We start from the raw sequence: 21,814 nt of genomic DNA, 5'->3' as shown, positions 1-21,814 counted from the left end.
CTCCACGGCAACCCACCGGGTGCGGCACCGCGGCTACAGCATCAGTCTCTGCGGCCTCGCGCTGCTCTCGGGCGTCGGCGGAGTCGACGGGGATCACGCTCGGTTCTCCCGCCTGCTGGTGTGACGCGAACGCTGCTCGGCTTCGAGGCAGCCTCGAGTCAGGGCCTGCAGTCGGCGGGCCAGGAACTCCACCTTGTTGGCGTCGACCAGTAGTGCTCCGGTCTCGGTGACGCAGGTGATGATGTCGCCGGCCACGCGGTCGGCGTCCTCGAGTGCCTGGCGCACGTCGGCGTACTGGTCCGTGCTCAGGTGCTCGCTGCTCACGACGCCGCCTCCATGCCTTGGGCGTCGGCGAGGGCTGCCCTCACCTTCTCCATTCCATTCATCTCCGCGACCGTCACGCGCGCGTGACGGTGAGTTGCGGTCGGTGAATGAGTGTTGATTCCTGAGGTAGTTCCTTGTGGTTCCTGTACTTCCTTGGGGCGACGGTCAGCGTCGTATGCCTCGCCACTGAGCGTCGTACGTTCGGTCAGTGAGCGTCGTGTGTCCCTGTCGCTGAGCGTCGTGTGCTGCTGTGTCGCGTCTGTCGTCGGTACCGCTTTGCCCACAGGACGATGAGCGTCGTGTGTTCCGGTGAAGTGAAGGAAGTACTCGGCGCGCCTGCCGGTGGCGGACTCCTGGGCGTTGGTGAGCGCGCCGGCCTTGCGGAGTGCTTCGATGGCTCGTGAGACCGCTCGACGGTGTGCCTCCTCGGACCCAAGGGTCAGGTCGCGTCCGAGGGCGACGGACGCCAGCACTTCCCAGCCACCCCAGAAACGAGGCTGCTTGGAATCGTCATCGTGGGTGATGAGAGCCATGTAGGTGAGGACGCGGAAGGGCGCCGAGTCCAGACGCTTGCTCCAGAAGGTGAAGACAGCGGAGACATTCCGGGCACCCATCATGACCGCCCGGGGCGCGGCGGTCTCGGTACAGTGCTCATGCGGTCTCCCTGATGCCTGCCGGGCAGATGTGTGGTCCGTTCTGAGCCGTCTGGTGTTCCAGCACCAGGCGGCTCGCTGCGTCTCCGGCCAGATTCACTTGCGCTCACTCGCGGCCGCGGCGGCGAACTGCTCGTCCAGCCAGCGGTCGATCTGGGAGCGGCGCCAGAACAGTCGGCCCCCGAGCTTGGCCGGCTGGGGGCCCTTCTTGCTTGCGATCCACGTCCGCCACGTGTTGACCGGGATCCCGGTCAGGGCGGCTACATCCTCAATGCGGAGCAGCGGATCCTGCAGTGCAACCTTCATGGTTACTCCTGTTTCTAGTTGACATTGACTGGTGTTTCTAGAGTTGGAGTAAACCAAGAAAGCCAATTGTGGTCAACAGGGAATTCTCGTAGTGTCTCCTGCATGGCGAAGGACACGGAGATCGGCAAGGCGGTCCGTGAGGCGCGCGAGGGTCGAGGGATGACTCAGGCCGAGGTGGCGCTGGCGATGGCTGAGGGGGGCCACGGGAAGTGGAGTCAGTCCACGGTGTGGTCGGTCGAGAAGGGGGACCGCCCCCTCCGGCTAGCCGAGGGCGAGGACTTGGCGCGCATCCTTGGCGTCGGTGGGCCTGGTGCGTTCCTTGAGCCTGGCCGGGTGAGAAACGCGCGTGCAGCTCTGGGAGCGCTGCGAAGTGATGGCATGGCGCTGGCCTTTGCGGCCGTGCGTTACGAGGAGAGTCAGATGACAGCTGACGACTTCTTTTACCGCACGGGCCTGAAGCCGGCGGACTACGCGGATCCCGCAGGGATGGATCTGTACATGCTCGAGCGCGGTGCAGTGGCGTTGGTTGCCGCTGCTTTGGAGGGCGCCGATGGTCCCTTGGGTATGGACTTCGTGCCTGGCGCTGGCGACAGGGTTGCGGTGAGCGTCCCTCTCTGGGATCCCGGGGTGACTGATGAGCGTCCAGAGGCGTGACAACGGGAAGTGGCGGGCGCGCTACCGGGATCCCTCCGGCCGCGAGCGTGCGCGGCACTTCGACACCAAGCGCGCGGCCCAGGACTTCCTGGCGGAGCAGCGGCAGGCCATGCGGACGCGGACCTACGTCGATCCGGTGGCCGGCAAGATCACCTTCTCGGAGTGGTTCGCCGTCTACTCCGAGCGTCAGGTCTGGGCCGCTGGCACGCGCATCAGCGCCCAGCAGGCCGCCGACTGTGTGACGTTCGGCGACATCCCTCTGAACCGGATCCAGCCGACTCAGGTGCAGCACTGGATCAAGACGCTGCAGGCGCCCGGTGGAAGCCGTCCACGCGGCCTGGCGGTCTCCACCATTCACACCCGTTACAACTACGTCCACGGCGCCTTCCTTGCGGCGCAGAAGGACAAGCTGATCCACGAGGACCCGTGCACCGGAGTGACGTTGCCGCGCAAGCCGCGCGCCTCGGTGTCCTCGGTCAGCATCCCGACGCCCGAGGGTGTCGGCCGCGCCGTCCGTGAAGCACCCGAATGGTTCGCCGGCTTCGTGGCCCTGTGTGCGTTTGCTGGCCTGCGCCTAGGGGAGGCGGCCGGCGTGCAGCTCGGTGACGTCGACTTCCTGCGCCGCACCCTGCACGTTCGGCGCCAAGTCCAAGGGACCAACGTGGCGAACCTGGCCATCGTGCCCCCGAAGTTCGGGTCAGAGCGCACGGTCCACCTCCCGCCGGACCTGGTCGACCTGATCGCGCGCCATGTGCAGACGGTCGGCGTGCACGGCCCCGAGCAGTGGCTGTTCGCCGACGTGTGGGGGAACCTGCTCAACAGGTCGTCAGCTGGGCACCAGTGGCGCCGTACTCGGGCCGCGGTCGCGCTCGAGGCGTTCACCCTTCACGACCTGCGGCACTTCTACGCCTCCGGCCTGATCGCGGCCGGGTGCGACGTGGTGACGGTCCAGCGGGCTCTTGGGCACTCCCAGGCGTCCATCACGCTGAACACGTACTCCCACCTGTGGCTGGACGCCGCCGACCGGACTCGATCGGCGGCGCAGCACCTCATGCAGTCCGCGTTCGCACAGAATGCGGACTCTGTGCGGACTGAGGCAACCTAGGAAGCCTCTGGCCTGCAGGCACAGGCGTAGGTCAGCGGTAGTTCTGGAACTGGACCGCGAAGTCGTAGTCCTGAGCCTTGACCAGCGCCTGGACGGCCTGCAGGTCGTCACGCTTCTTGGAGGAGACGCGGAGCTCGTCGCCCTGGATCTGCGCCTTGACGCCCTTGGGGCCCTCGTCGCGGATGAGCTTGGAGATCTTCTTCGCGTCCTCGGTGGAGATGCCCTCCTTGAGGGTGATCGTGATCTTGGAGAGCTGGCCCGACTGGCGGACCTCTCCGGCGTCGAGGATCTTCAGGGACTGCTGACGCTTGATCAGCTTCTCCTTGAAGAGGTCGAGGACGGCGGTCGCACGGTCGTCAGCGGAGGCGGAGATCTCGATGACCTGCTCGCCGGACCACTCGATCGTGGCGTTGGTGCCCTTGAAGTCGAAGCGGGTGGCGACCTCGCGGGCAGCCTGGCCCAGCGCGTTGTCGACCTCCTGGCGGTCCAGCTTGCTCACGATGTCGAACGACGAGTCGGCCATGTGGGTCCCTCCTGAAGGGTTCGGGTGGGGGCGATTTTTCATCTCCCGTAGTGCTTGGGCTATTGTCTCCCTTGTTGCGACGGAGCCCAAACGGGAACCGGAGCAGTGCAGTGAGGCAGATTGCCCGAGCGGCCAATGGGAGCGGACTGTAAATCCGTCGGCTTACGCCTTCGAAGGTTCGAATCCTTCATCTGCCACAGCACACCTTCAGCCCCGGACCTCGGTCCGGGGCTGAAGTCATTTCCGGGGTGGTGGCGGCTGCACTGCCCGACGCAGTCATGCCGCGGGACGTGGGGGACACTGGACGGGTGAACAGCCCCACCCCCACCGACGACGGCCGGGGGGCCGCCGCTGAGACCATGCAGCCAGTCCAGCTCCACGACCTCGGACGCCGACGCGCCTGGGCCGTCTGGGGCGTCGCCGTCGCGGTGTACGCCCTCGCCGTCTTCAACCGGTCCTCGCTCGGCGTCGCCGGGCTGCTGGCCGCGGACCGCTTCGACATCGCCGCCACCCAGCTGGCGTCGTTCACGGTCCTGCAGTTGATCGTCTACGCAGGCATGCAGGTGCCGGTCGGGGTGATGCTCGACCGCTACGGCCCGAAGGTCCTGCTGCTGGGTGGTGCGGCGCTGATGACGGCTGCGCAACTGATGTTCGCCTACGTCCACTCCTACCCGATGGCGGTGCTGGCACGCGGGCTCGTCGGGGCCGGGGACGCGATGGTCTTCATCACCGTCATCCGGGTCGTGAACAGTTGGTTCCGGCCCCGTCAGGTGCCGATGCTGACCCAGGTCACCGGATGGGTCGGCCAGCTCGGCTCGATCGCCGCCGCGACCCCGCTGACGCTGCTGCTCACCCACTACGGCTGGACGTCGGCGTTCGGTGCCACCTCGCTGCTCGGGATCCTGCTGCTCGTCGCGGTCGCCGTCGTCGTCAAGGACTCGCCGTTCGGGCGCACCCGCCCGCCGGCCGCGGGCACCGAGCACACCAGCGTCCGCAGTGTCTGGGCCAACCCCGGCACCCGTCTGGGATTCTGGGTGCACTTCACCACCCAGTGCTCGTTCACCGTCTTCGCGCTGCTGTGGGGCGTCCCGTTCCTGGTCAAGGGCCAGGGCTGGAGCGAGGTCGCAGCCGGCACCCTGCTGATCGGCATGACCGGCTGGGTGATCCTGTCCGGCTTCGTGATCGGCACCGTCACCACCCGCCTGCCGTTCGCCCGCGCCCAGATCGCGATCGGGGTCGTCGTCGGCCACGCCGTCATGTGGAGTGTCGTGATCCTGTGGCCCGGACAGGCACCCGTCGCGGTGATCCTGCTGCTCGCTGCCGCCGTCGCCACCGGTGGACCGGCGTCGGTGATCGGGTTCGACCTGGCTCGTACCTTCAACCCCGCCCGCCAGATCGGCAAGGCCACCGGCCTCGTCAACGTCGGCGGGTTCATCGCCTCCCTCACCACGATGGCGCTGATCGGGATCGTGCTCGACGCCGTCGAACCGGACGGCACCGACTTCTACGAACTCGGCGACTTCAAGGTCGCCATGTGCACCCAGGTGTTCGTGTGGGTCCTGGGGATCGCGATGATCCTGCGCTGCCGTTCCCAGGCTCGTGCCTTCCTCGAACGCGAGTACCCGGGAGCCGGTGAGAAGCTGCGCGCAGGAGAGTCCTGGACGCCGCCCGACTGAGGGAAGTTCACGACACAACCATGACGTTCGGCACTGTTTCTGGCCGTTGACGTGCGGGAGGCTGGTGCCATGAGCACCACTCCTCCCCACCTGAACGCGGCCTCGACCGCGACCTCGGCTCCGTCCGCGGCTGTGACGGCCGTCGACGCGGCCGTCGAGATCAGCGGCCTGCGCCGGGTCTACGGCACCGGCTCCGACGCCTTCGAAGCCGTCCGCGGTCTCGACCTCACCGTCGCCCGCGGCACCGTCCACGCCCTCCTCGGCGTCAACGGCGCCGGCAAGACCTCCACCCTCGAGGTCGTCGAAGGACTCGCTCCCGCCACCGCCGGCACCGTCCGTGTCCTGGGCCTCGACCCGGTCGCCGACCGTGCCGAGGTCCGTCGCCGCACCGGCGTCCTGCTCCAGCACTCCGGGTTCGTCGGCGACCTCACCGTCCGCGAGACCCTGAAGATGTGGGGCGCGACCGTCACCGGCGCCCGCCCCGTCGACGAACTCATCGCGATGCTCCGTCTGGAGAAGGTCGCCGACACCCGGATGCGTGGCCTCTCGGGCGGCGAGCACCGCCGCGTCGACCTCGCCTGCACGCTCTCGGGACACCCTGAACTCGTCATGCTCGACGAGCCCACCACCGGTCTCGACCCGGAGTCGCGTCGTGCGGTCTGGGACCTCGTCCGCGATCTGCGCGACGGTGGCGCCACCGTCCTGCTGACCACGCACTACCTCGAGGAGGCCGAGGTCCTGGCCGACCAGGTCTCGATCATGCGCGCCGGGCAGGTGGTCCGTGAGGGCACCGTCGCGGGCGTCGTCGCCGGGCACCCCTCGGAGATCTCGTTCGTCACCACCGACGACGGCCTGGTCCCGGCCCTCGTCGCGGCAGGTCTGCCTGCTGACGCGGTCGGTCACGACGACGACCGGACGGTCCTGCGGGTCGCCGACCTCCAGCCCGTCCTCACCGACCTGCTGCTCCTCGCCCGCCAGCGCGACGCCCGCCTCGACCTGCTCGACGCCCGCACCGCGACGCTGGAATCTGTCTTCCTGTCCCTCGCTGCCGACGCTGACGCCCCCGCCGTCCAGGTCGCCACCACTGCTCCTGGAGCCGTCCGATGAACGCCGTTGCCGCTCGCACCGTGGGCCTGGCCCGCTTCAACCTGACGCTGATGCTGCGCAACCGCACCACGATGATCTACGGCGTCGTGATTCCGTTGCTGCCGCTCGCGCTGCTCTTCACCCTCGAGAGCGACGCCCCCGACGCCGGTGCCTCGATGATCACCACCGCCTGGCTGATGGCGCTGATCTTCCCCGGCTACTACAACCTGCTGTCGATGTTCGTCTCCCGACGCGACGAACTGGTCCTCAAGCGTCTGCGCACCGGTGAGATCCGCGACGGTGAACTCATCACCTCGATGGCCCTGCCCGGTGCACTGCTGGCCGTGCTGGTGCTGGTCCTCGCGGTCCCGATCACGGCGGTCGCCGGAGTCGACCTGCCGGTGAACCCGGTGATGCTGCTCGTCGCCGTCGTGCTCTCGGTGGTCACCTTCGCCGCGTTCGCGCTGTGGACCGCCTCATGGACCAAGACCGCCGAGGCCGCCCAGCTGACCTCCGCGCCCGTCATGGTGCTCGCGATGGTCGGCACGTTCGCCCCGATCGTCCCCGAGAGCGTCGGACGCTGGCTCGACCTCACCCCCGGCGCTGCAGTCGGCGAGCTGGCCTCGGTGACCTGGTTCGGTCTGGAGTCGGGTGCCGAGACCGCGACGCTGTCGTTCGTCGAGACGTTCTCCGCGGCCCTGCCGGCGTTGGGCGTACTGGTCGCGTGGACGGCCCTGGCGGTGCTGTTGGCGCGTCGCTCCCTGCGCTGGGAACCCCGCGCCTGAGCGACCCGCTGCGCTCGTTGCTCCCGTCGACGGAAGAATCCTCGCCGTGAATCCTCCCCCCTCCGCCGTCGGCGCCCGCCTCCTTCGTCTCGTCGGGTGGAGCCGACGGACCGACGTCGAACGGGTGCGCCGCTACACCGAGATCTCACTCCACTCGATGCACTGGTTCTTCGTGGTGTTGTACGGGGCGGCGTCCCTGGAGACGGCGCAGGGACGCGTCAGTGCGGTGGTGACGCTGGGTGTCCTCGTGGCGCTCGGGCTCCTGAGCAGTCGCGGTGTGCGGTACGCCCTGACCCGGTGGGACCGGCGCGGGGTCGACCTGACCGCGCCCGCCGTGTGGCAACTGCTGGCCGCCTTCACGGTGGGCACTGCCTGGGGAATCTCTCTCGACTCAGAAGAGCGTCTGGCGTACTCGTTGGTGCTCGCCGTCTCGCTCTCCTGGGGACTGGGCGGTCTCCGGGCCCGCGGCTGGCTGGCGGCGGTGCTGGTCATGACGGGAATCTCGGCCCTCTTCGTCACGCAGACCTGGCACCTGGCGGGGGCCTCCACGCTCTTCGCGGCCTTCATGTTCTTCACGGTCCAGAGCTCGCTGTGGCTGCTCGGCGTCGTCGTCGAGCTCGACCGGGCGCGCACGGTCCAGGCCGAACTGGCCGTGGCCCGGGAACGCCTCCGTTTCGCCGGCGACGTCCACGACGTCATGGGACGCCACCTCTCGGTGATCGCGGTGCAGTCCGAGGTCGCGGCGGCGATGGTCGAGCGGGGCGACGACCGGGCGGGGGAGAAGATCCGACTGGTCCGGGCCTCGGCCCACGACGCCCTGCGTGAGGCCCGGGAGCTCGCTCGCGGCTACCGACCGCTCGACCTCGCCCAGGAGATCCGTGGCGCGGTCTCGCTGCTCGCCTCCGCCGGGGTCCGCACCGACGGCGACGTCGAGGAGGTGGCCGCGCACGTCCCGGTCCACCTCCACGACCCCGCAGCGCGGGTGGTGCGGGAGGCGATCACCAACGTCATCCGGCACTCCCGAGCCACCCGGGTGACCTTCGCGTGCGGCGAACGGAGCCTGAGCGTCAGCAACGACGGCCTGCTGCCCGGCTCGGGCTCCGGTGACGGGAGCGGTGTGGCGACCCTGCGCCGCAGCGTCGAACAGTTCGGTGGCACTCTGGTCGCCGGCGTCGTCGAGGGGACGGACGACGGCGGGGCGGACGCAGCAGCGTTCGTCGTCACCCTGACCTGGCCGTGAACCCGGCCGTGATCGGAGTCCCCACCATGAACGCACCCACGTCAGAGGTCCCGGTGAGGATCCTGCTCGCCGACGACGAGAACCTGATCCGTTCCGCGCTCGCGGCGATGCTCGAACTCGAGGACGACCTCACCGTCGTCGCCGAGGCCGCCAGCGGCCCCGAGGCGGTCGCCGCGGAGGCCAAGCACGTTCCTGACGTCCTCGTTCTCGACCTGCAGATGCCCGGACTCGACGGGATCGAGGTCGCCGAGCAGGTCCTCGCCCGCCGCCCCGACGCGGCCTGCGTCATCGTCACCAGCCACGGACGCCCTGGCTACCTCAAGCGAGCCCTGCAGGTGGGGGCGCGCGGGTTCCTGCCGAAGACCGTCTCAGCGGCGACGTTGGCCCAGGTGGTCCGCACCGTCCATGCCGGCGGACGCCACGTCGACCCCGAACTCGCTGCCGAGGCCATCGCAGCTGGCGACTCGCCCCTGACGGCCCGCGAGGCCGACGTCCTGGAAGCGGCCTCCGACGCGGCGCCGGTGGAGCAGATCGCGGCCCGGGTCCACCTCTCGGTGGGCACGGTCCGCAACCACCTCTCGTCGGCAGTCACCAAGCTCGGGGTCACCAACCGACACGAGGCGGTCGCGGCAGCACGCCGGCTCGGCTGGATCTGAGCGATCCCGCTCAGGTCAGGGACGCGGCCGCCTCGACGTCGGCGGAGGTGCTGATCAGCGAGAACGCAGGCGTGGCACGGTGCGCACCGGACGCGGTGGCGGTGACCACCGCGGTGGCGGTGCCGAGGCGGACGAGGCTGCTCAGAGTGGCAGGGCGCCACCGCAAAGGTAGCGTCGCGGACGCGTCGGGCGCCAACGGGCCGGGGACCACGACCGTCCAGTACTGGGTGGGTGCCACCGTGGCGTCGTGGTGCGGAGCGCCCTCGAGCTTCATCACCGCGGGGTCGGTGTGAAGTCGCAGCGGCGGGACGGGAGAGGTGCCGTCACTGTCCTCGTTCCAGTTCACCATCAGGGAGACGAGCACCCGCGAGACCACGGTGTCGGAGGTGTTGGTGACCGTCAGCGCCGCAGGTGCCGTGATCTGCAGCGGCACTCCCACTGCGCGGCCGCGGCCGGGGCGGTCGACAGGCGTCGGGGTCGCGAGCAGGAGCGTGAGTGACGGTTCCTCGACCGAGGTGCGCAGGGGGTCGCGCGGAGCGGGCACGGACACGCCGGTGCTGGCCCCGGTGTCATCGACGGTGTCGTCCACGGGGGTGACAGTGGTGCTGGCGGCGGACGCGGGTGCGGCGAATGCGGGTGCGGCGGCCGCGTTGGTCACTGCGGGCGCACCCCACGAGGCCGCACGGGCAAGGGTGTGGCGGTGGCTGCGGCGCGCTGCCGGAAGGGGAAGCTTCACGCCGACGGGATCGGCGTACGTCTCAGTAACCTGAGCGTTCTGTACTGTTAAATCGGCGTTTCAGGCACCGCTCGTGCTCTGGCGGTAGGGATCCATCACGCCCACGCCGTCGGTGACGCCGCCGATCGGTTCGGCGTGCCAGTCCACCAGACGCCAGTCCGTCGTGGGGTGGCTCTCGACGGTGATGACGCCGGTGTTGTGCAGGGGCTGACGAGCCTCCGGCAGGTCCGCGACGCCGGGGACGCGTGCTGCGACCCACGTCCTGATCGCTGCACCGTGGGAGACCAGCAGAGCCGTCTCCGCCCCGGAGCCGGCGATCGTGGCGACGTCGGCGTCGTACCGCTCCAGGAACTCCGCACCCGTCTCGGCTCCCGGCATCCGGGCCGACAGCTCGCCGGTGAGCCACTTCTGGACGGTCCCGAGGTAACCCATGACGGCTTCACGGGTGGTCGCCATCTCGTACTCACCTGCGGTGATCTCGTGGATGCCGGGCAGTTCCACCGGGGCGATCGCGTGGTGCGATGCCAGCGGCGCTGCGGTCTGATGGGTGCGGACCAACTTCGAGACGAAGACGTTCTCCACCGCGTGCGGCGCCAGACGATCCACCGCGGCCTCAGCCTGTGCCCGACCGAGGTCGGTCAGGTCCAGACCCGGGAACCCGGTGTCGAGAGCGCCGGCCACGTTGCCGTGGGTCTGGCCGTGACGCATCAGCAGGAGACGGAACGGGCGCGGGGTCGAGAGGCTCACGCCTGCGAGCGTAGCCGCCCCCGTCGGGGACCGGGAGGGGCTTCAGCCCAGTTGCCCCAGCCGCGTCAGGTCGGCGGCTGCCGTGGCGAGCAGGTCTGCGGCCGAGGTCCCCGACGTCGCACCCCAACCGGTGAGCCAGCGACGGGTCGCGGCCAGGAACTCCTCGCCCGCCACCTGTTCGCCCAGCACGCCCGGGTCGGTCTCGGCCAACGTCGCCAGCACCTCGTCGCGGCCCACCCCGTCGAACGTACGACGCGTGGCCAGCAGGACGTTCGCGGCACCGAACGCGGTCGCCGGGCCGTCGGCCACCTCCACCTGGGTGGTGACGGCGTGCGTGGTCGCTCCGGTGATCCGGAACGGGGTTTCACGGTCCAGGGCCGCGTCGATCATCGACACCAGTGCGGCGGGTGTCGAGAACCGGTCGCGGTGGGTGCCGCCCAGGCGCAACGTCAGGCGCAGTTCGGCGTTCGCGGCCTCGTCGGCAGCCTGCAGCCACAGGCCCGAGGGCTGACCCCATCCGGCCGACGGGTCGGCCACCGGGATCTCGACGTGCACCGGCACGTCCTCGTCCAGCACGCCCTCGGCGCGGGCCGCGTCGACGGCGGCGACCACACGACGGACGTTGCCCGCCGGGTCGTCGACGTCACGCAGCACCAGTTCGAGTCCGGCGACGGTCAGGCCCAGCTTCGTGGCCAGACCCATCGGGCCCATCACCGCGCCCGCGCCACCGGTCAGCACCACGTGCAGCGGGTGCGTGTACCCACGCAGCAGTGGCAGGACGTCGTCGGGAACGACCGTGCGACCCAGCAGTGCACCGGCCTCGCCGGCCAGCGCCGTGCCGTGCGCAGCGGTGCGCGCGTGCAGGTCGACGTCCGGGCCGGGTCCGCCGGCAGCGGAGACGTCGTCGAGGAGACCGGACCAAGTGGGGGAGACAGCAGCACTCACGCCCACCAGCCTAGACACCGTCCGGGGTGGAGGACGTCGTCCGTCGAGCCCGGTACAGACTGTGCTGGTGCAGACCACCTCCCTCGACCCGTCCAGTCGTCGTGCCCTGGTGGTGCTGCCGCTGGTGCTCTCCCTGCTCACGATGCTGGGGCCCCTCAACATCGACACCCCGTTGCCGGCGTTCGTGGCGATGGGGCGGGAGTTCGGGGTGTCGGTCACCGAGATGCAGCTCGTGGTGAGCGTCTACATGTTCGGTTTCGGGCTGATGAGCATCTTTCACGGCCCGCTGTCGGACGCCCTGGGCCGACGCCCGGTGATCCTCGGCGGCCTCGCGGTCTACGTCGTCGCCTCGATCGGCGCCGCACTGAGCAGCAGCCTCACCGGTGTCCTCGTCTTCCGTGCCCTGCAAGGACTCGTCGCCGGAGCCGCCACGATCGTGGCCCGCACCGTCATTCGTGACGTCTTCACCGGCATCCGGGCCCAGCAGCTGATGAGCCTGATGGCGATCGTCTTCAGCCTCGCCCCGGCCGTCGCCCCGATCATCGGCGGCGCACTCGTGGGGTGGGGCACCTGGCACTGGATCTTCTGGTTCATGGCCGCGTTCGCGCTGGTCATGGTGGCCGCGACCCTGCTGACGCTGCCCGAGACGCACCCCGTGGAGAAGCGCACCCCGCTGAAGGTCGCCGCGATCCTGGGCAGCATCGGCACGGTGCTCAGCCACGGCGGCTTCCACCGTCTGGCGTGGGCCTGCGCGATGCTCTTCGCCGGCCAGTTCCTCTACATCGGCGGCGCCTCGATCTTCGTCGTCGACCTGCTCGGCAAGGGCGAGCACGACTTCTGGATCCTGTTCGTGCCGATGATCGTCGCGCTCAGCGCCGGGTCGCTGGTCTCGGCCCGCGCCGCCGGACGCCTCGCCGCGAAGGCCACCGTCAACCTCGGGTTCGTGATCGCGGCGGCAGGCACCGCACTCGGTGCGCTGCTGACCGCCCTCCCGTTCGGCGACCACCCCGCCGCCGCTCTCGTCACCCCCTGCGCGGTCGCACTGGCCTGCGGCATCGCCGTCCCCAGCCTGCAGATCGCGGTCATGGACCTCTTCCCCGAACGACGCGGCGCCGCGACGTCGGGGGCGATGTTCTGCCAGCAGCTCTTCCTGGCCGTCATGACGGTGGTGATGGCCCCGGTCCTGGCGCACTCCACGTTCGCGTTCTCGGTCTCGTCGCTGGTCTGCACCGTCGTGGGTGTCGCGCTGTGGGTGTGGCACCTGCGTGCCGGCGCGGGTCAGGATGGGGCCCGGACCGCGCAGAACGCCTGAGGAGAACCATGAGCAACCCCGAACGCAGCCCGCAGGCCGACGCTCTCGCCTGCGGTGAGGACGTCGTCGTCGAACTCGTCCCGCCGCGCGAGGTGCCGCTCGGCGGCCTGCGCGCGATGAAGGTGCGTCGCACCCTCCCGGCACGCAGCCGCTCCCTGATCGGCGCCTGGTGCTTCCTCGACCACTACGGCCCCGACCTCGTCGACGAGAGCGGCGGGATGAACGTCCCGCCGCACCCGCACATCGGTCTGCAGACCGTCTCGTGGCTCTTCACCGGCGAGATCGAGCACCGCGACTCCACCGGCGTCCACGAGATCGTGCGTCCCGGCGAGTGCAACCTGATGACCGGTGGACGCGGGATCAGCCATTCGGAGATCTCGATGCCCGGCACCGAGGTGCTGCACGGCGTCCAGATGTGGGTGGCCCTGCCCGACGCGGACCGCGCCACCGACCCCGGCTTCCAGCACCACGTGCCCACCGCGCTGACCGGGGACGGCTGGGAGGCCCGCGTCTTCCTCGGCTCCCTGCTCGGTGACACGTCGCCGGTGCACACCTTCACGCCGCTGCTGGGCGCGGAGATCCTGCTCGACGCCGGCGCGAGCCTCGAGGTACCCCTCGATGACACCTTCGAGCACGGCTTCCTGCTCGACGACGGCGAACTCACCGTCACTCACCGCGGCGGTGAGAACCCGGTCGCGCGCGCCGAACTGCTCTACCTCGGCACCGGCCACTGCACGGTGACGTTGCGGGCCGGGGACGCCCCGGTGCGCCTCGTGGTGATCGGCGGTCCGCCGTTCGGCGAGGAGATCCTGATGTGGTGGAACTTCGTGGGACGCACCCAGGACGAGATCGAGACCGCGCGCGCGGAGTGGCAGGCCCAGGTCACCGCCGGTGTGCCCGACGGGACCCCGGTGGACGACTCCACGCTCATGACGGACGGCCGTTTCGGTCTGGTCGCCGACATGCACCTGCCGCCGATCCCGGCGCCGGTGATGCCGGGCGTGCGCCTGCGCCCCCGCTCGTGAGTCCTGCGTCCGCGCTCGTGAGTTGTCGGTGACCGGTCAAGGACGCGTCGACGCCCTCGCTGCTGCCCCGCGCAGTGTCGAGGGCGACGACGGCCTGCTGCGCTGCCCGTGGGCGTCGGGCTCGGCGATGGAACGCGAGTACCACGACGCCGAGTGGGGGGTCGCGCTCGGCGGCGAGAGCGCCTGGTTCGAACGCATGACGTTGGAGGGATTCCAGGCTGGCCTGAGCTGGCGCACGATCCTGGCCAAGCGCGACGCGTTCCGCGAGGTCTTCGCCGGGTTCGACGTCGACGCGGTCGCAGCGTTCACGCCCGCCGACGAGGATCGACTCATGAGCGACGCCCGGATCGTCCGCAACCGCGCCAAGATCCGGGCCGCGGTGGTCAACGCCCGGGCCACGGTGGCGCTGCGTGAGCACCCTCACTGGGGCCGGCAGGGTGGCCTGGAGGCGTTGCTCAGCTCGTTCACGCCCGCGCGTAGCGTCGAGCCGCAGGCCTCCACCACGTCACCGGAGTCGGTGGCGATGTCGAAGGCCCTGAAGAAGCTCGGGTTCACGTTCGTGGGACCCACCACCATGCACGCCCTGATGGAGGCGACCGGGATGTTCGACCCGCACCTGCACGACTGCTTCCGCCGCGGCGCGGGACGAGAGCAGAGCCGTGGTGCTGCCCCCTCCGCGGAGGCCCCGCTCGCATGATCCGTGGGCTGACCGTTCTGCTGCTGTGCCAGTTCCTCGGGGGAGTGGTGGTCGCGCTGACGCGTCTGCCGGTGCCGGGACCGGTGGTCGGCATGGTGCTGCTCCTGGGCTGGTTGGCATGGCGCCGTCCTGCTGACGACTCCGGCACGGTCCGGGTCTCCGAGGCCCTGCTCAAGCACCTGCAGCTGCTCTTCGTCCCCGCCGGCGTCGGCGTCGTGGCCTACCTGACGGTGCTGCGCGAGCACGCGCTCCCGCTCGGCGTCTCGCTGGTGGTGTCGTGGCTGGCCGGGCTGTTGGTGGTCGGGTGGATCGTCCAGGGCGCGCTGGCGTGGCGTGGGCGCGCGGACCAGGAGGCACCTCGTGCGTGAGGACCTCCTCGAACTGCTGCGCTCCCCGCTGAGCCTGCTGCTGCTCACCTTGGCCGGGTACCGCCTGGGGCTGTGGCTCAAGCACGTCACCGGCGCGCACCCGCTCGCGCAGCCGGTGATCCCGGCGGTCGCACTGACGGGTGCGGGCATCACGCTGCTGGACGTCGACTACGCCGCCTACGCCGACGCCGCGACCCTGGTGTCGTTCTGGCTGGGCCCGGCCACGGTCGCGCTCGCGCTGCCGCTGTACCGCCAGTGGTCGCGGGTACGGGCGGTGCTGGCGCCGATGCTGGTCGCGTTGCCGATCGGCGCGGTGGTCTCGATCGCGACCGCCTACGGCCTGGTGCACCTGCTGGGCGGTTCGGAGGAACTGGCTGCGACGATGGCACCCAAGGCAGCCACCACCCCGGTCTCGATCGCCCTCTCGGAGACGATCGGCGGCGTCCCGGCGCTGACGGCGGTGGTCACGGTCACCGCTGGCATCCTTGGTGCAGTCCTCGCCCCGACACTCATGACGTGGGCCCGGATCACTGACCGTCGGGCCCGGGGCCTGGCGATGGGGGCCTCCTCCCATGGGGTCGGGACCTCGCGTTCGTTGTCCGACGACGAGACCGAGGGCGCGTTCTCCGGGCTCGCGATGGGGCTCACGGCGTTGCTCACCAGTGTGCTGATTCCGGTGGTCCTGCTCGTCCGCTGAAGGCGATTCCGACCGTCTCCGCGGGAGCGCTGCGGGGCTCTGGCGCGTCCTGCTGTGAGGCCCTAACGTCCGGGGGATGGAACAGGTGAACGCGGTCCGCGACGACGCCCTGGGCACCCTCGACGCGGTCGGTCTGGTCGAACGGTTGAACGCTGGCGAGGTGAGTCCGGTGGAGGTCGCCGAGGCGGCCCGGGACCGGATCGCAGCAGTCGCGCCCCAGCTCGGAGCGTTGGCGATCGACGACTCCGAACGAGCCCTCCGCCGGCTCAGGAACGGGCCTCTGGCCAGCGGTTTCTTCGCCGGGGTGCCGACGCTGCTGAAGGAGAACGTCGACGTCGCCGGGCTCCCGACGCGCCACGGGACCGACGCGTTCGCCGCCAGCGCCGCGACGTCAGACGGCCCGGTCGCGTCCCTTTTCACTCGGCTCGGGACGACGGTCCTGGGCATCACCCGGATGCCCGAACACGGCTTCTCGGCGTCCTGCGAACACCCGCGTCTGGGCCCGGTTCGTACGCCCTGGGACCTCGCGCGGACGGCGGGTGCGTCGTCGTCGGGATCGGCGGCGTTGGTCGCGGCCGGCGCGGTGCCGTTCGCCCACGGCAACGACGGCGGCGGCTCGATCCGGATCCCGGCCTCGGTCAACGGCCTCGTCGGTCTCAAGGTGACGCGGGGACGTGTTCCGTCGGAGAAGTTGAGCGAGTCGTTGCCGGTGAAGATCATCGCCGACGGCGTCCTGACCCGGTCGGTGCGCGACACCGTCGCGTTCCTGCGAGAGGCCGAGAAGATCCACCGTCCACGTGGCCTTGCTCCCATCGGGGACGTCGTGGGCGGGCCCGGCAAGCGGCTCCGGATCGCGGTCTGCACCGAGGCGGTCGCCGGTCATGCCGCCTCCCCGGAGGTGGAACGACTCACTCTGGAGACGGCGGCCCGACTGGAGGAGTTGGGCCACCACGTCGAGCGCGTGGAGAGGATCGCCCCGGACTGGTTCGTCGACGCGTTCCTCCGCTACTGGGCGTTCCTGTCGGGCTACGTGGTGGCCACCGGTCCGCGCCAGCACCGCGACTCGTGGCATCCGGAGCACTTCGACAACCTCACGCTGGGCCTCGCGGCGAAGGCGAAGGCGGAGTGGTTCCGGATCCCTGAGGCCACTGCGCGTCTGGCACTGAGCAGGCGCTGGGCGGCGCGGCTCTTCGTCGACCACGACGTCGTCCTGACCCCGACGCTGGCCCATGAGACCCCGCTGCTGGGGCACCTCGACCCGAAGGCCCCGTACGAGCAGGTGATGGGCCGGCTCATGGACTGGGTCGCGTTCACGCCGCTGCAGAACGCCACTGGTACCCCGGCTGTCAGCCTGCCGCTGGCGACGACCTCAACAGGCCTCCCGCAGGGCATGCAGTTCTCCGCGGCCTGGGGGCGCGACGACCTCCTGCTCCAGATCGGGCTCCAGTGGGAGGACGCGTTCGGTTTCCGCTCCTTGCTGTCCTGACCTGCATCTTTGCGGCACAGGACGCCTCGGGGGCGAGTGGTGACTGCGTCCGATTTTGTGCCACCCTCGCGGGTGTGTAATCTTCTTGCTCGTTGCCCCTTTAGCTCAGTCGGCAGAGCGTCTCCATGGTAAGGAGAAGGTCTACGGTTCGATTCCGTAAAGGGGCTCTGTGAGAGGATTTCGTAAGGATGACTCTCTCTTACCCTTGGCGGGGTAGCTCAGTTGGTTAGAGCACACGACTCATAATCGTGGTGTCACGGGTTCGAGTCCCGTCCTCGCTACGAAGCCTGAGTACCATTGATCCGGAAGCAAGTGTCCGGTCAGCCGGACTCACCGGCAATCGCACAGCCCAACGTATTCGACAAAGGACTTCATCGTGGCCTCCAAGAGCTCTGACGTTCGCCCGAAGATCACGCTCGCGTGCGTGGACTGCAAGGAGCGCAACTACATCACCAAGAAGAACCGTCGGAACGACCCCGACCGTATGGAGATGAAGAAGTTCTGCCCGCGCTGCCGCACCCACACTGCGCACCGCGAGACCCGCTGATCCAGCGGAACTAACTCTTCAGTAGCGCCCCACCCGGCTTGCCGGGTGGGGCGCTACGTATTTTGGGGTCATGCCTCTCGACCAGTCCCTCGTGGGACGCACCTTCCCCGCGACCGCCCCGCACGCGGTCACCGAGGCCTCCGTCGCGTCCTTCGCGCAGGCCACCGGCGGCTCCGGCTCGACGCCCTCGGGCGACGCCGTCCCGCCGACCTACCCGATCGTCCTGGCCTTCGAGGCCATGCAGACCTTCCTCGACGCCGAACGCGTCGAGCTGCACCGCATCGTCCACGGCGAGCAGCGCTTCACCTACGCGCGTCCTGTCGCGGTCGGTGACGTCCTCACCGCGCAGCTGGAGGTCGTCTCCCTGCGCACGATCGGCGGCAACGACCTGATCGGCACCTCCAGCGCCGTCACCGACGCCGACGGCCAGCTCGTCTGCACCGCCACCGCCACCCTCGTCCACCGCGGCGCGACCGACGAGACCACCCACGCTGAGCCGGAGGCCACCGCATGAGCACCGTCGCCCCCCTCCCGGCCGAGGGCGACGTCGTCGGCCCCCGCACCTTCGCGCTGACCCGCGCCGACCTGGTCGCCTACGCCAACGCCTCCGGTGACCAGAACCCGATCCACCAGGACGAGGCTGTCGCCCTCGCTGTGGGGCTGCCCGGCGTCATCGCCCACGGCATGCTGACCCTCGGCCTCGCAGCCCGTGCCGTCACCGACTGGTTCCCCGGTGCCGAGGTCGTGGAGTTCGGCTCCAAGTTCACCAACCCGGTCGTCGTCCCGGCCGAGGGCGCTGCCGAGGTCGAGTTCACCGCCGTCGTCAAGAAGGTCGAGACCGACGACGACGGCACGCGCGTGTCGCTGCTCCTGACCGCGATGCACGACGGCACCAAGGTGCTCGGCATGCCGAAGGCCCTGCTGCGCCTGCGCTGAGTCCACCCGAACCACACCTCGGGGGCCGTCGCGAGCCTGGTTGGGCACGCGGCGGCCCCTGCTGGTTCCATGGACCTCGTGAGCGACTCCAGTGATCTCCGCGGAAACGACACCGTCCCGACCTTGTCGGAGCTGACCACCCTGCGCCTGGGCGGCCCCGGCACCGAGTACGTCGAGGCCACCACCGAGGCCGAGCTCGTCGCGGCCGTCGCCGACGCCGACGCCGCCGGTACCCCGGTGCTGCTGGTCGCCGGTGGTTCCAACCTCGTGGTCGCCGACGCCGGTTTCTCCGGCCGCGTGGTGCGGATCGCCACCCGTGGCGTGGTCTCCGACGTCGAGCCGGGCGACACCTCCTGCGGCGGTGCCGTGGTGAAGGCTGCCGCCGGTGAGCCGTGGGACGAGTTCGTCGCCCTGGCCGTCGCGAACGGCTGGAGCGGCCTCGAGGCGCTCTCCGGCATCCCCGGCGCCGTCGGGTCCACTCCCGTGCAGAACGTCGGTGCCTACGGTGCCGAGGTGGCCGCGACGATCGCGCAGGTCCGCACCTGGGACCGCGTCGAGCGTACGCAGCGCACCTTCAGCGCAGCCGACTGCGACTTCTCCTACCGCCACAGCCGGTTCAAGGCCGAGCCCGAGCGCTACCTGATCCTGGAGGTCACCTTCCAGCTCCCGACGGCCTCGCTCGCCGCTCCGGTCGCCTACGCCGAACTGGCGCGCACCCTCGGCGTCGAGGTGGGGGAGCGGGCCCCGGCCGTCGCCGTCCGTGAGGCCGTCCTGGGTCTGCGTCGTGGCAAGGGCATGGTCTCCGACGACGCCGACCACGACACCTGGAGCGCGGGCTCGTTCTTCACCAACCCGCTGCTGAGCCCCGAGCAGGCAGCGACCCTGCCCGAGGGGGCGCCGCGCTTCCCGCAGGCCGACGGCACCGTCAAGGCCAGCGCAGCGTGGCTGATCGACCATGCCGGCTTCCGGAAGGGCTTCACGCCCGACGGCGTCGACGGTCGGGTCAGCCTGTCGACCAAGCACACGCTGGCGCTCACCAACCGGGGCGGCGCGAGCACCGAGGACCTGCTCGTCCTGGCCCGCACGGTCCGCGACGGCGTCGAGGCAGCCTTCGGGGTCCGTCTGGTGAACGAGCCGGTCTTCGTCGGCGTCACTCTCTGAGGCCCGCTCCTGCGGGCTTGCTCAGAGGTCGTAGGACTCCCTGGTGACGGTGCTGCTGCTCACCTCGGTGGTGGCGACGAAGAAGACCACCATCGCGATGAAGGCGACGATCGCGAGCACCAGCAGCACCGTGCCGACGATGCCGGTGATCCGTCCGGTGTTGGCCTGGTCGCGGCCTGCGAGCTGGCCCTTCGAGGCGTCGATCTCCTTGACCGTGCGGCTGCCGATGGCCCAGGCGAACGGGGAGAGCAGGAAGCCCAGGCCACAGGTCAGGCCGCCGACGAGGCCGACGAGGCCGAGGACCATCGCGGTGGTGGCCCGGGGGTGCGGGGGCGGCGGGAGCTGGGTCATGCCGTACTGCGGGCCCCCGAACTGCTGTGCGCCGAACTGCTGCGATCCGTACTGAGGAGCGCCGTACTGCGTGCCGTACGGCTGGGTGGGCTGCTGGGCAGGCTGCTGGCCGTAGGGGTCCTGGTGGCCGGGGGTCTGCCCGTAGGGGGCCTGGCCGTAGGGGTCGTGATTGCTCATCGTGGCGTCGCTCCGTGACTTCTCGTGCGTGGATTCAGGACTGGCCGGCGGTCGCCAGCGTGCCGAGGGCGGCCAGGCCGAGCACCGCCAGCAGGGCGATCCCCATGAACGCCGTCCCGACGATCCCCAGGATCCGGCCGGCGTTGGCTGCCCTGCGCCCGGTCAGGGCGCCGTGGGAGGCGTCGATCTCGCGCACTGCGGTGCTGCCCATCGCCCAGGCGAACGGGGCGAAGAGCAGGCCGAGCCCCACGATCACCGAGCCCACGAGTGCGGCGATGCCCACCACCAGGGCAGGGCGTGCGGCCTGGTGCTCACCGACGGCCGGCACGGGGCGCGGCAGCAGCGCTGCGGAGGCCTGCGGGTACGCGGGGGAGTACGAGGTCCCTCCGGGGTGGCTCCACGTCTGCACGGGCGCCTGAGGGGCTCCTGGGGACACGTACCGGGTCACCCTGACCCCGGGCGGTGCCGCCAGTGGCAGCTCTGACGGCAGCGGGCGTCGTCGTTCCCCCATCAGCTCTCCTCTTCGTGGGACGCCGACCAGGCGTCGATGTCGGAGAGTACTTCGTTCTTGACCGCGTCGGGTGCGCGGGAGACCCGGATCGACATCCGCGCCAGTTCGGCCAGGGTCGCGTCGTCGAGGTCGTGGGCGGCACGCATCGTCGTGTACTGGCTCAGCAACTGCGATCCGAAGAGCAGCGGGTCGTCGGCGCCGAGCGCCACCTGGACGCCTGCCTCGATCAGCTGTGGCAGCGGGACGGTGCCCAGCGACGGGTAGACGCCCAGTGCGACGTTGGAGACCGGGCAGACCTCCAGCCCGATGCCTGCCTGTGCAATCCGCTCCAGGACGCGCGGGTCCTCGGCGGAGCGGACGCCATGTCCCAGGCGGGCGGGCGCGAGCTCGTCCAGGCAGGTGACGACGTGCTCGGGGCCGCGCAGTTCACCGCCGTGCGGCAGCGAGGCGAGCCCGGCCCGGCGGGCGATCGCGAAGGCGGCGGCGAAGTCGGCCGTGGTTCCGCGTCGTTCGTCGTTGGAGAGCCCGAACCCGACGACGCCCCGGTCGGCGTACTGCGCGGCCAGGCGGGCCAGGGATCGGGCGTCGAGCGGGTGTCGGGTGCGGTTCGCGGCGATCACGACGGCCATCCCCAGACCGGTCTCGCGGGAGGCGTCGGCGACGGCGTCGAGGACGAGGTCGGTGAACGCCGTCATCCCGCCGAACCGGGCGCCGTAGCCCGACGGGTCCACCTGGATCTCCAGCCACCGGCCACCGTCGCGGACGTCGTCCTCGGCCGCTTCACGCACCAGACGACGGACGTCGTCCTCGGTGCGGAGCACGGTCCGAGCGACGTCGTAGAGACGCTGGAACCGGAACCAGCCCTTCTCGTCGGCGGCAGACAGCACCGGGGGCCATGCACTGACCAGCTGGTCGGGCAGATGGATCCCGTCACGCTCGGCGAGCTCCAGCAGCGTCGCGTGACGCATCGAGCCGGTGAAGTGCAGGTGCAGGTGCGCCTTGGGGAGCGTGGCGAGATCACGGGGGGCCATGACGAGACGCTAGCCCAGAGGTCTCACCTGCGGAAATGGCCACCGAAGGCCGACGGCCCGGCTCCGCGGAGTGCGGGGC

General features: G+C 70.2%; 27 protein-coding genes and 3 tRNA genes. 20 read left to right on the top strand and 10 right to left on the bottom strand.

Annotated elements, in window-relative coordinates; genetic code table 11:
- Nucleotides 1-93: 93 nt before the first annotated feature.
- The 3 genes from EOV43_RS13435 to EOV43_RS13425 all read right to left on the bottom strand — a co-directional run bounded on the left by EOV43_RS13435 (nt 94) and on the right by EOV43_RS13425 (nt 1,283).
- Complete coding sequence (locus tag EOV43_RS13435; protein WP_128221744.1) at nt 94-324, bottom strand: hypothetical protein; 231 nt, start codon at nt 322-324, stop codon at nt 94-96.
- On the bottom strand, nt 321-938 hold the full coding sequence (locus tag EOV43_RS13430) for a hypothetical protein (protein WP_128221743.1): 618 nt from the start codon (nt 936-938) through the stop codon (nt 321-323). Before EOV43_RS13430 ends, EOV43_RS13435 begins: the two co-directional genes overlap by 4 nt.
- 135 nt (nt 939-1,073) lie before the next feature.
- Nucleotides 1,074-1,283 (bottom strand): helix-turn-helix transcriptional regulator, encoded by a 210-nt coding sequence (locus EOV43_RS13425; protein WP_128221742.1) that lies wholly within the window; start codon nt 1,281-1,283, stop codon nt 1,074-1,076.
- A gap of 102 nt (nt 1,284-1,385) precedes the next feature.
- On the opposite strand from EOV43_RS13425, the gene EOV43_RS13420 reads away from it, so the two are divergent.
- Together EOV43_RS13420 and EOV43_RS13415 are read left to right on the top strand one after the other, a co-directional pair.
- Nucleotides 1,386-1,937 carry a helix-turn-helix domain-containing protein gene (locus EOV43_RS13420; protein ID WP_128221741.1) on the top strand — a complete coding sequence of 184 codons (552 nt, stop codon included), beginning with the start codon at nt 1,386-1,388 and terminating at the stop codon, nt 1,935-1,937.
- Nucleotides 1,918-3,042 carry a tyrosine-type recombinase/integrase gene (locus tag EOV43_RS13415; protein ID WP_239022131.1) on the top strand — a complete coding sequence of 375 codons (1,125 nt, stop codon included), beginning with the start codon at nt 1,918-1,920 and terminating at the stop codon, nt 3,040-3,042. Before EOV43_RS13420 ends, EOV43_RS13415 begins: the two co-directional genes overlap by 20 nt.
- 31 nt (nt 3,043-3,073) lie before the next feature.
- Here the strand turns inward: EOV43_RS13415 and EOV43_RS13410 are convergent, their stop codons facing one another.
- On the bottom strand, nt 3,074-3,565 hold the full coding sequence (locus tag EOV43_RS13410) for a YajQ family cyclic di-GMP-binding protein (protein WP_128221739.1): 492 nt from the start codon (nt 3,563-3,565) through the stop codon (nt 3,074-3,076).
- A gap of 114 nt (nt 3,566-3,679) precedes the next feature.
- Here EOV43_RS13410 and EOV43_RS13405 point away from each other — a divergent pair.
- The 6 genes from EOV43_RS13405 (at nt 3,680) to EOV43_RS13380 (ending at nt 9,008) form a co-directional block, all read left to right on the top strand.
- Nucleotides 3,680-3,762 (top strand) — tRNA-Tyr (locus EOV43_RS13405).
- Between the two features lie 111 nt (nt 3,763-3,873).
- On the top strand, nt 3,874-5,241 hold the full coding sequence (locus tag EOV43_RS13400) for an MFS transporter (RefSeq protein ID WP_206611330.1): 1,368 nt from the start codon (nt 3,874-3,876) through the stop codon (nt 5,239-5,241).
- A 69-nt stretch (nt 5,242-5,310) separates the two neighbouring features.
- Entirely contained in the window at nt 5,311-6,348 is a 1,038-nt protein-coding gene (locus EOV43_RS13395; RefSeq protein ID WP_128221738.1) for an ABC transporter ATP-binding protein, read from the top strand.
- The gene (locus tag EOV43_RS13390; RefSeq protein WP_128221737.1) at nt 6,345-7,112 is read left to right on the top strand and encodes an ABC transporter permease; all 768 of its coding nucleotides are present in this window, start codon (nt 6,345-6,347) and stop codon (nt 7,110-7,112) included. The genes EOV43_RS13395 and EOV43_RS13390 overlap by 4 nt, the downstream gene beginning before the upstream one ends.
- A gap of 46 nt (nt 7,113-7,158) precedes the next feature.
- Nucleotides 7,159-8,352: a sensor histidine kinase gene (locus EOV43_RS13385; protein ID WP_128221736.1), complete on the top strand. Its 1,194-nt coding sequence runs from the start codon at nt 7,159-7,161 to the stop codon at nt 8,350-8,352.
- Between the two features lie 26 nt (nt 8,353-8,378).
- Nucleotides 8,379-9,008, top strand: coding sequence for a response regulator transcription factor (locus EOV43_RS13380; protein WP_128221735.1), 630 nt, complete (start codon nt 8,379-8,381; stop codon nt 9,006-9,008).
- Between the two features lie 10 nt (nt 9,009-9,018).
- Here the strand turns inward: EOV43_RS13380 and EOV43_RS13375 are convergent, their stop codons facing one another.
- The 3 genes from EOV43_RS13375 to EOV43_RS13365 are packed head-to-tail and all read right to left on the bottom strand — an operon-like array spanning nt 9,019 to nt 11,436.
- Nucleotides 9,019-9,744, bottom strand: a complete 726-nt coding sequence (locus EOV43_RS13375) for a hypothetical protein (RefSeq protein WP_128221734.1) — start codon at nt 9,742-9,744, stop codon at nt 9,019-9,021.
- Nucleotides 9,745-9,804: 60 nt separating this feature from the next.
- Complete coding sequence (locus tag EOV43_RS13370) at nt 9,805-10,491, bottom strand: histidine phosphatase family protein (protein ID WP_206611329.1); 687 nt, start codon at nt 10,489-10,491, stop codon at nt 9,805-9,807.
- 42 nt (nt 10,492-10,533) lie between these two features.
- Nucleotides 10,534-11,436 (bottom strand): hypothetical protein, encoded by a 903-nt coding sequence (locus EOV43_RS13365; protein WP_128221733.1) that lies wholly within the window; start codon nt 11,434-11,436, stop codon nt 10,534-10,536.
- A 67-nt stretch (nt 11,437-11,503) separates the two neighbouring features.
- Between EOV43_RS13365 and EOV43_RS13360 the strand changes: the two genes are divergently transcribed.
- The 12 genes from EOV43_RS13360 to EOV43_RS13305 all read left to right on the top strand — a co-directional run bounded on the left by EOV43_RS13360 (nt 11,504) and on the right by EOV43_RS13305 (nt 19,665).
- Nucleotides 11,504-12,748, top strand: coding sequence for a multidrug effflux MFS transporter (locus EOV43_RS13360; RefSeq protein WP_206611328.1), 1,245 nt, complete (start codon nt 11,504-11,506; stop codon nt 12,746-12,748).
- Nucleotides 12,749-12,756: 8 nt separating this feature from the next.
- The gene (locus tag EOV43_RS13355) at nt 12,757-13,773 is read left to right on the top strand and encodes a pirin family protein (protein WP_128221732.1); all 1,017 of its coding nucleotides are present in this window, start codon (nt 12,757-12,759) and stop codon (nt 13,771-13,773) included.
- A gap of 28 nt (nt 13,774-13,801) precedes the next feature.
- Nucleotides 13,802-14,470: a DNA-3-methyladenine glycosylase I gene (locus EOV43_RS13350; protein ID WP_239022130.1), complete on the top strand. Its 669-nt coding sequence runs from the start codon at nt 13,802-13,804 to the stop codon at nt 14,468-14,470.
- Nucleotides 14,467-14,838 (top strand): CidA/LrgA family protein, encoded by a 372-nt coding sequence (locus tag EOV43_RS13345; RefSeq protein ID WP_128221731.1) that lies wholly within the window; start codon nt 14,467-14,469, stop codon nt 14,836-14,838. Before EOV43_RS13350 ends, EOV43_RS13345 begins: the two co-directional genes overlap by 4 nt.
- Nucleotides 14,831-15,535, top strand: a complete 705-nt coding sequence (locus EOV43_RS13340; RefSeq protein ID WP_128221730.1) for an LrgB family protein — start codon at nt 14,831-14,833, stop codon at nt 15,533-15,535. Before EOV43_RS13345 ends, EOV43_RS13340 begins: the two co-directional genes overlap by 8 nt.
- Before the next feature lie 76 nt (nt 15,536-15,611).
- Nucleotides 15,612-17,021 (top strand): amidase, encoded by a 1,410-nt coding sequence (locus EOV43_RS13335; RefSeq protein WP_128221729.1) that lies wholly within the window; start codon nt 15,612-15,614, stop codon nt 17,019-17,021.
- A gap of 94 nt (nt 17,022-17,115) precedes the next feature.
- A tRNA-Thr gene (locus tag EOV43_RS13330) sits at nt 17,116-17,188 on the top strand.
- Between the two features lie 40 nt (nt 17,189-17,228).
- A tRNA-Met gene (locus EOV43_RS13325) sits at nt 17,229-17,302 on the top strand.
- 95 nt (nt 17,303-17,397) lie between these two features.
- Nucleotides 17,398-17,568: a 50S ribosomal protein L33 gene (gene rpmG, locus EOV43_RS13320; protein ID WP_056682466.1), complete on the top strand. Its 171-nt coding sequence runs from the start codon at nt 17,398-17,400 to the stop codon at nt 17,566-17,568.
- Nucleotides 17,569-17,638: 70 nt separating this feature from the next.
- A complete protein-coding gene (locus EOV43_RS13315; RefSeq protein ID WP_128221728.1) occupies nt 17,639-18,082 on the top strand; it encodes an FAS1-like dehydratase domain-containing protein in 444 nt (147 codons plus the stop codon).
- Entirely contained in the window at nt 18,079-18,504 is a 426-nt protein-coding gene (locus EOV43_RS13310; RefSeq protein WP_128221727.1) for a MaoC/PaaZ C-terminal domain-containing protein, read from the top strand. The genes EOV43_RS13315 and EOV43_RS13310 overlap by 4 nt, the downstream gene beginning before the upstream one ends.
- A 78-nt stretch (nt 18,505-18,582) precedes the next feature.
- Nucleotides 18,583-19,665 carry a UDP-N-acetylmuramate dehydrogenase gene (locus EOV43_RS13305; RefSeq protein WP_239022129.1) on the top strand — a complete coding sequence of 361 codons (1,083 nt, stop codon included), beginning with the start codon at nt 18,583-18,585 and terminating at the stop codon, nt 19,663-19,665.
- A gap of 21 nt (nt 19,666-19,686) precedes the next feature.
- Here the strand turns inward: EOV43_RS13305 and EOV43_RS15885 are convergent, their stop codons facing one another.
- The 3 genes from EOV43_RS15885 to EOV43_RS13290 all read right to left on the bottom strand — a co-directional run bounded on the left by EOV43_RS15885 (nt 19,687) and on the right by EOV43_RS13290 (nt 21,735).
- The gene (locus tag EOV43_RS15885) at nt 19,687-20,193 is read right to left on the bottom strand and encodes a DUF4190 domain-containing protein (protein WP_128221725.1); all 507 of its coding nucleotides are present in this window, start codon (nt 20,191-20,193) and stop codon (nt 19,687-19,689) included.
- Nucleotides 20,194-20,227: 34 nt separating this feature from the next.
- Nucleotides 20,228-20,602: a hypothetical protein gene (locus EOV43_RS13295; protein ID WP_128221724.1), complete on the bottom strand. Its 375-nt coding sequence runs from the start codon at nt 20,600-20,602 to the stop codon at nt 20,228-20,230.
- Between the two features lie 101 nt (nt 20,603-20,703).
- Complete coding sequence (locus EOV43_RS13290) at nt 20,704-21,735, bottom strand: adenosine deaminase (RefSeq protein ID WP_128221723.1); 1,032 nt, start codon at nt 21,733-21,735, stop codon at nt 20,704-20,706.
- Nucleotides 21,736-21,814 lie beyond the last annotated feature (79 nt).

The organism is Nocardioides yefusunii, assembly GCF_004014875.1.
In the GTDB taxonomy this organism is placed as follows: Bacteria; Actinomycetota; Actinomycetes; order Propionibacteriales; family Nocardioidaceae; genus Nocardioides; species Nocardioides yefusunii.
Note: the sequence above shows the minus strand (reverse complement) of the source record. Positions and strands in the feature narration are given on the sequence as shown.

Coding starts and splice junctions, on each gene's coding strand:
- EOV43_RS13430 (WP_128221743.1), bottom strand. CDS start 938: ATGGGTGCCCGGAATGTCTCCGCTGTCTTCACCTTCTGGAGCAAGCGT.
- EOV43_RS13425 (WP_128221742.1), bottom strand. CDS start 1,283: ATGAAGGTTGCACTGCAGGATCCGCTGCTCCGCATTGAGGATGTAGCC.
- EOV43_RS13420 (WP_128221741.1), top strand. CDS start 1,386: ATGGCGAAGGACACGGAGATCGGCAAGGCGGTCCGTGAGGCGCGCGAG.
- EOV43_RS13415 (WP_239022131.1), top strand. CDS start 1,918: ATGAGCGTCCAGAGGCGTGACAACGGGAAGTGGCGGGCGCGCTACCGG.
- EOV43_RS13410 (WP_128221739.1), bottom strand. CDS start 3,565: ATGGCCGACTCGTCGTTCGACATCGTGAGCAAGCTGGACCGCCAGGAG.
- EOV43_RS13395 (WP_128221738.1), top strand. CDS start 5,311: ATGAGCACCACTCCTCCCCACCTGAACGCGGCCTCGACCGCGACCTCG.
- EOV43_RS13390 (WP_128221737.1), top strand. CDS start 6,345: ATGAACGCCGTTGCCGCTCGCACCGTGGGCCTGGCCCGCTTCAACCTG.
- EOV43_RS13380 (WP_128221735.1), top strand. CDS start 8,379: ATGAACGCACCCACGTCAGAGGTCCCGGTGAGGATCCTGCTCGCCGAC.
- EOV43_RS13355 (WP_128221732.1), top strand. CDS start 12,757: ATGAGCAACCCCGAACGCAGCCCGCAGGCCGACGCTCTCGCCTGCGGT.
- EOV43_RS13345 (WP_128221731.1), top strand. CDS start 14,467: ATGATCCGTGGGCTGACCGTTCTGCTGCTGTGCCAGTTCCTCGGGGGA.
- EOV43_RS13335 (WP_128221729.1), top strand. CDS start 15,612: ATGGAACAGGTGAACGCGGTCCGCGACGACGCCCTGGGCACCCTCGAC.
- EOV43_RS13315 (WP_128221728.1), top strand. CDS start 17,639: ATGCCTCTCGACCAGTCCCTCGTGGGACGCACCTTCCCCGCGACCGCC.
- EOV43_RS13310 (WP_128221727.1), top strand. CDS start 18,079: ATGAGCACCGTCGCCCCCCTCCCGGCCGAGGGCGACGTCGTCGGCCCC.
- EOV43_RS15885 (WP_128221725.1), bottom strand. CDS start 20,193: ATGAGCAATCACGACCCCTACGGCCAGGCCCCCTACGGGCAGACCCCC.
- EOV43_RS13290 (WP_128221723.1), bottom strand. CDS start 21,735: ATGGCCCCCCGTGATCTCGCCACGCTCCCCAAGGCGCACCTGCACCTG.